Source organism: Pseudomonas sp. URMO17WK12:I11 (assembly GCF_007677725.1).
In the GTDB taxonomy this organism is placed as follows: Bacteria; Pseudomonadota; Gammaproteobacteria; order Pseudomonadales; family Pseudomonadaceae; genus Aquipseudomonas.
In genome coordinates, this window is sequence record NZ_VEDF01000010.1 from 203897 (window position 1) to 215299 (window position 11403).

Annotated in this window: 10 protein-coding genes; 9 read left to right on the forward strand and 1 reads right to left on the reverse strand. The window is 60.7% G+C overall.

Going from position 1 to position 11403, the window contains the following annotated elements:
* Positions 1–27 precede the first annotated feature (27 nt).
* Positions 28–1581, reverse strand: a complete 1554-nt coding sequence (norR, locus tag FS665_RS19085; protein WP_145191936.1) for a nitric oxide reductase transcriptional regulator NorR — start codon at positions 1579–1581, stop codon at positions 28–30.
* 154 nt (positions 1582–1735) lie between these two features.
* Here norR and hmpA point away from each other — a divergent pair, with 154 nt between their 5' ends.
* The 9 genes from hmpA (at position 1736) to FS665_RS19135 (ending at position 11101) form a co-directional block, all read left to right on the forward strand.
* On the forward strand, positions 1736–2914 hold the full coding sequence (gene hmpA / locus FS665_RS19090) for an NO-inducible flavohemoprotein (RefSeq protein ID WP_145191939.1): 1179 nt from the start codon (positions 1736–1738) through the stop codon (positions 2912–2914).
* A gap of 312 nt (positions 2915–3226) precedes the next feature.
* Positions 3227–3733 carry a disulfide bond formation protein B gene (locus FS665_RS19095; RefSeq protein WP_145191942.1) on the forward strand — a complete coding sequence of 169 codons (507 nt, stop codon included), beginning with the start codon at positions 3227–3229 and terminating at the stop codon, positions 3731–3733.
* A gap of 559 nt (positions 3734–4292) precedes the next feature.
* A complete protein-coding gene (cyoA, locus tag FS665_RS19105) occupies positions 4293–5237 on the forward strand; it encodes a ubiquinol oxidase subunit II (protein WP_145191948.1) in 945 nt (314 codons plus the stop codon).
* Positions 5238–5240: 3 nt separating this feature from the next.
* Positions 5241–7259 carry a cytochrome o ubiquinol oxidase subunit I gene (cyoB, locus tag FS665_RS19110; RefSeq protein WP_145191951.1) on the forward strand — a complete coding sequence of 673 codons (2019 nt, stop codon included), beginning with the start codon at positions 5241–5243 and terminating at the stop codon, positions 7257–7259.
* Positions 7260–7262: 3 nt separating this feature from the next.
* Positions 7263–7886, forward strand: coding sequence for a cytochrome o ubiquinol oxidase subunit III (gene cyoC, locus FS665_RS19115; RefSeq protein WP_145191954.1), 624 nt, complete (start codon positions 7263–7265; stop codon positions 7884–7886).
* The gene (gene cyoD / locus FS665_RS19120) at positions 7886–8218 is read left to right on the forward strand and encodes a cytochrome o ubiquinol oxidase subunit IV (RefSeq protein WP_145191957.1); all 333 of its coding nucleotides are present in this window, start codon (positions 7886–7888) and stop codon (positions 8216–8218) included. The genes cyoC and cyoD overlap by 1 nt, the downstream gene beginning before the upstream one ends.
* A gap of 11 nt (positions 8219–8229) precedes the next feature.
* The gene (cyoE, locus tag FS665_RS19125) at positions 8230–9117 is read left to right on the forward strand and encodes a heme o synthase (RefSeq protein WP_145191960.1); all 888 of its coding nucleotides are present in this window, start codon (positions 8230–8232) and stop codon (positions 9115–9117) included.
* A 240-nt stretch (positions 9118–9357) separates the two neighbouring features.
* A complete protein-coding gene (alaC, locus tag FS665_RS19130) occupies positions 9358–10566 on the forward strand; it encodes an alanine transaminase (protein WP_145191963.1) in 1209 nt (402 codons plus the stop codon).
* A gap of 151 nt (positions 10567–10717) precedes the next feature.
* A complete protein-coding gene (locus tag FS665_RS19135; RefSeq protein WP_145191966.1) occupies positions 10718–11101 on the forward strand; it encodes a YkgJ family cysteine cluster protein in 384 nt (127 codons plus the stop codon).
* The last annotated feature ends 302 nt before the right edge of the window (positions 11102–11403 follow it).

The window sequence follows — 11403 nt, forward strand, 5'->3', positions numbered from 1 at the left end:
TTAGGCCTTAGTCCTTTCGTAGAAGGGTCAACGCAGCCCCAGACGACGAGCCAAACGGCTTAGATTGGCGCGGTCCAGACCCAGCTCGCGGGCTGCTGCCGACCAGCTGTGCTGGTGCCTTTGCAGGCACGCGGCAACCAACTGACGCTGATAGTCGTCGAGGGCCTCGCGCAGGCCACCAGGCGGCAGTCGCTCAGGCACCTGCGGGCCTGACGCGGGTGCACCAGGGGAGGGCGCTTGGGCCAGCTGCAGGTCCAGGTCGCTGGCTTCCAGGGTAAGGATGCGCGGGCGCTGCGGATGTCGACCCATGGCCTTGAGGGCAGAGCGGCCGATCAAGTGCTCCAGCTCGCGCACGTTGCCGGGCCAGTCGTAGGTCAGCAGTGCTGTCTGGGCCTCGCTGCTCAGGCGCAAGCTGTTCAAACCCAGCCGCGATCGATTCTGTTCGAGGAAAAAGCCTGCCAGCAGCAGCACATCCCGGCCTCGTTCACGCAGCGGCGGTACGTGCAACGGGTAAACGCTCAGGCGGTGATAAAAATCGGCGCGGTAGTTGCCGGCACGTACTTCGGCAGAGAGGTCACGGTTGGTTGCGGCGATCAGGCGCACATCGACCCGGTGCTCGCGGTCCGACCCCAGGCGCTGCAGCTGACCGCTCTGCAACACCCGCAGCAGCTTGGCCTGCACGGTAAGTGGCAATTCGCCCACTTCGTCGAGAAACAGCGTGCCGCCGTTGGCCAGTTCGAATTTGCCGCGACGCTCGCCGTGGGCGCCTGTGAAGGCGCCGCGAACATGCCCGAACAGCTCGCTTTCAACCAGGGTGTCGGGCAGGGCGGCGCAATTCAAGCTGACCAAGGGCTTGTCGGCTCGGTTGCTGGCCTGGTGCAAGGCCATCGCCACCAGTTCCTTGCCGACGCCGGTTTCGCCGGTGATGAGCACCGTCAGGTCGCTGCTGCCGACCAGGCGGATTTCCTCGAGCAGGCGCTTGTGCGCAGGGCTTTGGCCAATCAATTGCCTGTCCAGGCCGCTGGCCTGTCGATACACCTCTGCACGGTGGCGTTCGTCTTCGGCGCGCAGCGCCAGATGCTCGATGCGCTCGGCCACGGTGACGGTGGCTGCCGCAAGGCTGGCAAACGCCTGCAAGGCATCGAGCTCCAGGCTCTGGAACTGCCCGGGCGTCAATGCGTCCAGGGTCAACAGGCCCCAGGGCCGTTCCTCGACCATCAACGGGCAACCCATGCAGTCGTGTACCTCGAGGGTGGCCTGCGGGGTATTGACCAGCCCGTCATACGGATCCGGCAGCTCCGAGTCGCTGGCGAAACGGGTTGGCTGCGGGTTGCTCAGCAGAATCTGAAAACGTGGATGTTCGCTGACCTTGAAGCGCCGACCCAGGGTATCGGGCGCCAGTCCGTCTACCGCCAGCGGTACCAGCCACTCGCCATCCAGGCGCAACAGTGCAGCGGCGTCGCAGGGCAGCAGGCTGCGCATGGCTTGCAGCAACCGGCGGTAGCGTTCACGGTCTGGCAGATCGCGCGACAGGTCGCTGACCAGTGGCAGAAGGGCAGTGAGCAGGGGCTTTGCAGTCATAAGGACTCCTTTTGGTCATAATGACTATACGCGCCGGCAGGTCAATTTGACATGTTTAGGCCTAAAGCACTGATTTTGCTGAATAAAAAAGTTGGCATGAAAGCTGTAATCCCTAAGGCATTCATATCAAGCCACTGGCTCAGGAGTTACCTGAATGCTCACCGCCGAACAACGCGCAATCATCAAAGCCACCGTGCCCCTGCTGGAAACGGGCGGCGAGGCACTGACCACGCATTTTTACAACATGATGCTCAGCGAGTATCCCGAAGTGCGCCCGCTGTTCAACCAGGCCCACCAGGCCAGTGGCGACCAGCCACGGGCATTGGCCAATGGCGTACTCATGTATGCGCGGCACATCGATCGCCTGGACCAGCTCGGTGGCCTGGTCGGTCAGATCATCAACAAACATGTCGCCTTGCAGATTCTGCCGGAACATTACCCCATCGTCGGCCGCTGCCTGCTGCGGGCCATCGAGGAGGTGCTGGGCACGGAAGTCGCCACCGCTGAAGTGGTGGCGGCCTGGGCTGCGGCGTATGGCCAGCTTGCCGACATCCTGATCGGCGCCGAGGAAAACCTCTACCAGCGCAAGCAAGAGGCGGTTGGCGGCTGGCGCGGGACGCGGGAGTTCCGCCTGGTGCGCCGTGAGCAGGAGAGCGACGAGATCACCTCGTTGTATTTCGCTCCGCTGGACGGCCAGGCGGTACTCGCCGCCGAGCCCGGCCAGTACATTGGCTTGCAGCTGTTCATCGACGGTGCCGAGCATCGGCGCAATTACTCGCTGTCGGCGCTGTGCGATGGTCGTCAATACCGCATCAGCGTCAAGCGCGAAGCCAATGGCAAGGTCTCCAATTATCTGCATGACCGGCTGGCGGTCGGCGACAGTCTGCAGCTGTTCCCGCCCTCAGGCGAGTTCACCCTGGCCGCCAGCGCCAAGCCGCTGGTACTGATCAGCGGTGGGGTAGGCATCACGCCAACCCTGGCGATGCTCGAAGCGGCGCTGCAGACCGAGCGGCCTGTGCACTTCATCCACTGTGCCCGTAATGCCGCCGTGCACGCCTTCAGCGATTGGGTGGATGGCCTGGCCGCACGCCATCCGCAGCTCAAGCGCTTCTATTGCTATGCCGAGCCAGACACAGCGAAGCGCGCGCACGCCGTCGGTCAGCTGTCTGAAGCATTGCTGGAAGAATGGTTGCCGCGCGAGCGCGACGTCGATGTGTATTTCCTCGGGCCCAAAGGGTTCATGGCGTCCGTCAAACGCCAGTTGAAGAAGCTTGGTATTCCCGAGGTGCAAAGCCGTTACGAGTTCTTCGGGCCGGCCGCCGCACTGGAATGAGCCAGCATCCGTCAGGTAATACTTCCTGCCTATATAAAAGGAAAGATGAAAGGCGCCTGTGCACCTTTCATCTTTAATCCTGGTTTAATCGCTGTATCCTTCACTCCCGGATGTCGAGGGCTGGTCCCTGCCTGACATTCGGGCAGCCCCTCGCTGGCCACCGTGGAACTATCTCGCGCTAGCCTGTCTTACTTCTCCGGATCTCGCGCAAGAAGGTCGTAACGGTTCCTCGACGCCTAGCACGCCGTGCCTGTGTAGAATCGCGCCAGGCAGGCGGGTCACGCTGCCATCTACTCATCGAAGGAATCGGCAATGAACGAAGAATCATCGCGCCTGAACCGCGAACGGCGCTTTCTGGTGCTGCTGGGCGTCATCTGCCTGGCGCTGATCGGCGGCGCGCTGTACATGCAGGTGGTGCTGGGCGAGGCCCCGTGCCCGCTGTGTATCCTGCAACGCTACGCCTTGCTCTTTATCGCCCTGTTCGCCTTCATCGCCGCTGCCATGCCCGGACGCCGCAGCCTGACGCTGTTCGAAGGGCTGGTCGTGCTCAGCGCTATTGGGGGAATCGTTGCAGCCGGCAACCATGTGTATATACTCGCCAACCCCATGGTCAGTTGCGGCATCGATACGTTGCAGCCGATCGTCGATGACTTGCCGCTGGCCAAGCTCTGGCCACTGGCCTTCCAGGTCGACGGCTTCTGCAGCACGCCCTACCCACCGGTGCTGGGGTTGTCGCTGGCGCAGTGGGCTTTGGTGGCCTTCGTGCTGACTGCCGTTCTGGTGCCGCTGGGCATCTACCGCAACCGGCGCCAGGGTTAGACCAAAGTCACGATTTCGCTGGGGTCTTTTGCGCCGGCTGTGAAGAGTAAAAAGTCGCCTCCCGCTTGATCTGGATCAACCTCAAGCCCTTGCAATAGAAGGCTTGCAGCGCTAGCAAGCGGGGTGCGACAAACTGTCGCGAAGTTGATTTTCCTCCCGTCATTGTTGCAGATCCTGTAAAAGACTGTTGCTCAATAAGTCATAGTCAAGGGTTTGCGACCTATCTACAATCGCCCCCAATTTCCGTTCGGCACTGCTTGCGAGTCGCAGGATTGAAGGAAGCCCCAGCGCTCCTTTTTGCTGACTTCGTCAAGTTTCGCCCAACGGCGAGACCGGGCGGACCCCCCTCCGCGTTTTCCCGCACCAAATGGACTTGGTCTGAAGTACAGGCCTGTTGCCTACGAAACCACACGCACCGCTAACCCGCTTGACGCCAAGGTCCTGCAGTCGGACCCCCGGCAGGAGCGAGTACGGGCGCGCAATGCCTCACTTGGCAGGACGAAGTGTTGGCTACCAAAACACAAATTGCATTGAAGCAAGCTGATCTAGAGGTCGTGAGATGAGTAAAAAGCGTTACCCCAGACTGTTTGGCATATTGCCCTTTTTAGGCATGCTTTTACTCAGTGGGTGCAACTGGACCCTGCTCGACCCGAAAGGTCAGGTCGGCATTGAGCAAAAGAACCTGATCCTGATCGCCACCGGCCTGATGCTGCTGGTGGTCATTCCGGTGATCATCATGACCGTGGCGTTCGCCTGGAAGTATCGCGCTTCCAACAAGGCTGCCACCTACACCCCCGACTGGTCGCACTCGACCAAGATCGAGGCTGCGGTGTGGATCATCCCGATCATCATCATCATTGCCCTGGGCTACGTCACCTACAAGTCGACCCACAAGCTGGACCCGTACCGTCCGCTGGATTCCGATGTGAAGCCGGTGCAGATCGACGTGGTCGCGCTGGACTGGAAATGGCTGTTCATCTATCCCGAGCAGGGCATTGCCACGGTCAACAAGATCGTCTTCCCGGCTAACACTCCGGTCAACTTCCGCGTGACCTCCGACGCCGTGATGAACTCGTTCTTCATCCCAGGCCTGGGCGGCCAGATCTACGCGATGGCGGGCATGACCACCAAGCTGCACCTGATCGCCAACGAAAATGGCGAGTTCGACGGTATCAGCGCCAACTACAGCGGTGCTGGCTTCACCGGCATGAAATTCAAGGCCACTGCCACCTCCCAGGAAGACTTCGACAAGTGGGTCGCCGAGGTCAAGCAGTCGCCGAAGAAGTTGGACAAGGCTACCTACGACGCCTTGGCCAAACCAAGCGAAAACAACCCAGTCGAGCTGTACAGCGAGGCTTCGCCTGACCAGTTCCAGCTCATCGTCGACAAGTACGAAGGCATGAACCGCGGTCGTCCGAGCCACGAAGAAGCAGGCAGCAAAGACCTGGCCACTACCAAGGGTGTGGAATCGACTATGCAACCAGCTGCCGGTGCAGAGGAGTAAGAGATGTTCGGTAAATTAACCCTGGAGGCGGTGCCCTTCCACGAGCCGATAGTCATGGTGACGCTCGCCATGATTGCGCTCGGGGGTATCGCTGTCGTTGGTGCTATCACCTATTTCCGCAAGTGGAGTTACTTGTGGACCGAGTGGTTGACCACCGTCGACCACAAGAAAATCGGGGTGATGTATATCGTCGTCGCGATGGTCATGCTGCTGCGCGGCTTTGCCGACGCGATCATGATGCGTACTCAGCTGGCGGTTGCTACCGGCGGCTCCGAAGGCTATCTGCCGCCTGAACACTATGACCAGATCTTCACCGCCCACGGTGTGATCATGATCATCTTCATGGCGATGCCGTTCTTCACCGGCCTGATGAACCTTGCGGTTCCGCTGCAGATCGGTGCACGTGACGTTGCCTTCCCGTTCCTGAACTCCCTGAGCTTCTACCTGCTGCTGGCAGGCGTGCTGCTGGTCAACATCTCGCTGGGCGTTGGTGAATTCGCCAAGACCGGCTGGGTTGCCTATCCGCCGCTCGCAGGCATTCAGTACAGCCCCGGAGTCGGTGTCGACTATTACATCTGGGCGCTACAGTTATCAGGCCTGGGTACGACACTGACCGGCGTCAACTTCCTCGTCACCGTGATGAAGATGCGCGCCCCTGGCATGAAGCTGATGGACATGCCGATCTTCACCTGGACCTGCACTTGGGCCAACGTGCTGATCGTGGCTTCGTTCCCGATCCTGACCGCTGCACTCGCGCTGCTGACCGTTGACCGTTATCTGGACTTCCACATTTTCACCAACGAGCTTGGTGGGAACCCGATGATGTACGTCAACCTGTTCTGGGCGTGGGGTCACCCTGAGGTTTACATCCTGATCCTGCCGGCCTTCGGCGTGTTCTCGGAAGTGACTTCGACGTTCTCTGGCAAGCGTCTGTTCGGCCACCACTCGATGATCTACGCATCGGGGGCCATCGCCGTGCTGGGCTTCGCCGTTTGGCTGCACCACTTCTTCACCATGGGTGCCGGCGCCAGCGTCAACACCTTCTTCGGCCTGGCGACGATGCTGATCTCCATTCCGACCGGTGTGAAGCTGTTCAACTGGCTGTTCACCATGTACCAGGGCCGCGTGCGCTTCACTGCGCCAATGCTGTGGACCCTGGGCTTCATGATCACCTTCTCCATCGGTGGCATGACTGGCGTCCTGCTGGCTGTACCTGGCGCTGACTTTGTGCTGCACAACAGCCTGTTCGTTATCGCTCACTTCCACAACGTGATCATCGGTGGTGCGGTATTCGGCTACATCGCCGGCTTCGCCTACTGGTGGCCAAAAGCGTTCGGCTTCAAGCTGAACGAGAAGTGGGGCAAGGCTGCGTTCTGGTTCTGGATCTCGGGCTTCTACGTGGCGTTCATGCCGTTGTACGCCTTGGGCTTCATGGGCATGACTCGTCGTCTGAACCACTCCGACAACCCGCTGTGGGAACCCTACCTGTACGTGGCCGTGGTCGGCGCCGTGCTGATCCTGTGCGGTATCGCTTGCCAGCTGATCCAGATCTTCGTCTCGATCCGCGATCGCGAGCAGAACCTGGACGTGACCGGCGACCCATGGGGCGGCCGTACCCTGGAGTGGTCGACTTCCTCGCCACCGCCGTTCTACAACTTCGCCCACATGCCAGAGAAAGTTGGCCTGGACTGCTGGAACGAAGCCAAGGAAGCCGGTGTTGCCTACAAGGTGCCTGGCAAGTACGAGCCGATCCACATGCCGAACAACACCGCTACTGGTCTGTTCATGGGTATGTTCCTGACCGTGTTCGGCTTCGCCTTCATCTGGCACATCTGGTGGCTGGTAGGCGCGAGCCTGTTGGCAACCATCGCAGTCTTCGTCCGCCACGCTGCACGTGACGACCAGGGCTACATGGTTCCAGCCGAAGAAGTTGCGCGCATCGAAGGCGAGCGTCTCAAAGCGCTGGCCAATGCAGGTGCTCTGCCTGCCGGCGCACGTGTCGAATCGTTTGAACGGGTGTAATCAATGTCCAGCCAAGTAATCCACGGTGGCGCGCATGGTCATGACCATGCTCACGATGACCACCACCACGACTCGGGTCAGATGACCGTATTCGGTTTCTGGCTGTACCTGATGACCGACTGCATCCTGTTTGCGTCGCTCTTCGCCACCTACGCGGTGCTGTCCGGCAGTTTTGCCGGCGGCCCGTCGGGTCACGACATCTTCCAGCTCGATTTCGTAGCGGTTGAAACGCTGTTCCTGCTGCTGTCCTCGATCACTTTTGGCTTCGCCATGCTGAAGATGTTCGATGGCAAGAAAGCAGGCGTACTGGGCTGGTTGGCCGTGACCTTCCTGTTCGGTGCAGGCTTCATCGCGATGGAAATCTACGAGTTCCATCACCTGATCGGCGAGGGCTTCGGCCCTCAGCGCAGTGGCTTCCTGTCGGGCTTCTTCGCCCTGGTAGGTACCCACGGTCTGCACGTGACCGCCGGCCTGATCTGGATGGCGATCATGATGTACCAGATCAACAAGCACGGCATCACGCCGACCGCCAAGACCCGCATGAGCTGCCTGAGCCTGTTCTGGCACTTCCTGGACGTGGTCTGGATCTGCGTATTCACCGTCGTCTACCTGCTGGGGGTTCTGTAATGGCTAACGCACACGACACTCATCACGAAGGCGGTCACGGTAGCGTTCGCTCGTACATGATCGGCTTCGTACTGTCGATCATCCTGACCGCGATTCCATTCGGCCTGGTGATGTTCCCGAGCCTGCCGAAGAACCTGACCGTTCTGATCGTTGTCGCCATGGCGGTGATCCAGGTAGTGGTACACCTGGTGTACTTCCTGCACATGGACCGCTCGAAAGAGCAACGCAACAACGTATCGACGTTCCTGTTCACCACCCTGGTGATCGCTCTGCTGGTCGGCCTGTCGCTGTGGATCATGTTCAGCATCCACTTCGAAATGATGGCCAAGTGAGGTAAGACTGCATGTCCGTTAAGCACTTTATCCAAATCACCAAACCGGGGATCATTTTCGGTAACGTGCTTTCCGTGGCAGGCGGCTTCTTCCTTGCCTCGAAGGGCCATGTGGACTTCGCCCTGTTCCTGGCGGTGGCGATCGGTACTTCGCTGGTGGTGGCGTCCGGATGCGTGTTCAACAACTGCATCGACCGTGACATCGACCACAAGATGGAGCGCACCAAGAACCGCGTCATGGTTCAGGGCGGCATGTCGCTGACCCTCGCGCTGGTCTACGCCACCCTGCTCGGTGTGGCGGGCTTCAGCTTGCTGTATGTCCAGGCCAACCCGCTGGCGGCGTACTGCGCATTGGCAGGTTTCATCGTCTATGTCGGTTTCTACAGCCTGTGGCTCAAGCGCAAGTCGGTCCACGGCACCTTGGTCGGTAGCCTGTCGGGGGCCATGCCTCCGGTGATCGGTTACTGCGCCGTGAGCAACAGCTTCGACATGGCGGCAGTGACCCTGCTGGTGATGTTCAGCCTGTGGCAGATGCCTCACAGCTTTGCCATCGCGATCTTCCGCTTCAAGGACTATAGCGCGGCCAATATCCCGGTCTTGCCGGTGGCCCGCGGCATCCTCGCGGCGAAGAAGCAGATCGTGCTTTACGTACTGGCCTTCGTCCTCGCTTGCGTGATGCTGACCCTGGGCGGCTATGCCGGCCTTGGTTACCTGGCGGTGGCCGCTGCCATGGGCCTGTACTGGCTGTACATGGCGTGGGGCGGCTACAAGGCTGAGGATGACAGCAAGTGGGCACGCAAGGTCTTCGGCTTCTCGATCCTCACCGTCATGGCCTTGAGCCTGATGATGGGCGTCGACAGCCAGACCGCTGCTGATGTGCTGATGACCTACGCGCGCTGATCGAGGCGAGTGCTTCACCCGAAAACCCGGCCTGGCGTCGGGTTTTTTTTCGCCCGGAATTTAAGGGCTGCGCACCAAGCCTAAAAAGTGCGTTTTCAACAATAAAGCCTGAAAATTCTGGCTAAAACAGGAGATCACCCTTTACAGAATACTCATTTCGGCATTATCGTCTGAATCCGGCCGCTAGGTCGGCCAGCGTCGCTCGGACGGTTCCGGGCGCTTACGTCTTCAGAGGTTTCCATGGCTAATCCAGGTTCGCCGCGCCGCTTCGCGCGTATCGATCGTCTGCCCCCTTACGTGTTCAACATCACTGCCGAGCTCAAGATGGCCGCACGCCGCCGTGGCGAGGACATCATCGACTTGAGCATGGGCAATCCCGATGGCGCGACTCCGGCGCATATCGTCGAGAAACTGGTGCAGGTCGCCCAGCGCGATGACACCCACGGTTACTCCACCTCCCGGGGCATCCCGCGCCTGCGGCGGGCCATCGCCAACTGGTACGAGCGACGCTACGAGGTCGATATCGACCCAGAGAGCGAGGCCATCGTCACCATCGGTTCGAAAGAGGGCCTTGCGCACCTGATGCTCGGCACCCTTGACCACGGCGACACCGTTCTGGTGCCCAACCCCAGTTATCCGATCCACATCTACGGCGCGGTGATCGCCGGCGCCCAGGTACGCTCCGTGCCCCTGGTGCCAGGCGTGGACTTCTTCAACGAGCTGGAGCGGGCGATACGCGAGTCGATCCCCAAACCGAAGATGATGATTCTCGGGTTCCCGTCCAACCCTACCGCCCAGTGCGTGGAGCTGGACTTCTTCGAACGCGTGGTGGCCCTGGCCAAGCAGTACGACGTGCTGGTGGTGCACGACCTGGCCTATGCCGATATCGTCTACGACGGCTGGAAGGCCCCGTCGATCATGCAGGTTCCGGGCGCCAAGGACATTGCGGTTGAGTTCTTCACCCTGTCCAAGAGCTACAACATGGCCGGCTGGCGGATCGGCTTCATGGTCGGCAACCCCGAGCTGGTCAGCGCTCTGGCGCGGATCAAGAGTTACCACGACTACGGCACCTTCACGCCATTGCAGGTGGCAGCCATCGCCGCCCTCGAAGGCGATCAGCAGTGCGTGCGCGACATCGCCGAGCAGTACCGGCAGCGCCGTAACCTGCTGGTCAAGGGGCTGCACGAGCTGGGCTGGATGGTCGAGAACCCCAAGGCGTCAATGTACGTGTGGGCGAAGATTCCGGAGCAGTACGCGCACTTGGGCTCGCTCGAGTTCTCCAAGAAGTTGCTGGCCGATGCCAAGGTCTGTGTGTCGCCGGGCATCGGTTTTGGTGATTACGGCGACGACCATGTGCGCTTCGCCCTCATCGAGAACCAGGACCGCATTCGCCAGGCGATACGTGGAATTCGTCAGATGTTCCGGGCCGATGGTCTGACTCAAAAGTAACGCGTTTCCCGGGCCCGCCTTGGCGGGCCCGGGCTTGCCGGATCAATGGCAAACTATTTTTGCGTTACCCCTCTTCTCAGCCGACCTGGCTTCGATTACAAATGGCGCGCGGGCCCAGCCCCGATAACAACAACCTTCCCTCCGTGCCATCATGTCCGAATATAACCCTTGCCTTGACTGCGGCGCCTGCTGCGGGTACTTCCGTGTGTCGTTCTTCTGGGGCGAATGCCAGTCTGCCGGCGGCCTTGTGCCGGATGGCCTGGTGGTACAGATCAACCCCACCCGCGTTGCCATGATCGGCACCGACGCCAAGCCTTGCCGCTGCGTGAGCTTGCAAGGCGAGATCGGTACCGAGGTGGCGTGCACCATCTACGCCAACCGTTCCAGCCCGTGCCGTGAGTTCGAGGCATCGTGGGAGGGTGGGGTGCATAATCCCAGCTGTGATGATGCGCGGGCGGTCTATGGGCTGCCGCCGCTGACTCCGCCGGGGGCCAACGAGCCGCATTGGCCGGATGATGGAGCGGAGGTGGCCTGAGCCATTTTCGTTGGCCTGTGCCGGCCCTTTCGCGGGCACGCCCGCTCCCCGTTGCAGTGCTCTTGAGATCGAGCGCCGCCCGCGCGGCGCATCGCGAGCTGCGCTCGCTCCTACGTTTGTTTCGGGCCAGTGACGCCTGTGACAGAAGCGCGCGACCGCCTTGTTGGTACGACGCGATATCGCGCCATGCGCCAAGGCCCCGCGCGCTAATTCCTCAGGAATAATTGGCCCGAAACAAACGTAGGAGCGAGCGCAGCTCGCGATGCGCCGCGCGGGCGGCGCTCGATATCCGCCCCACCCCA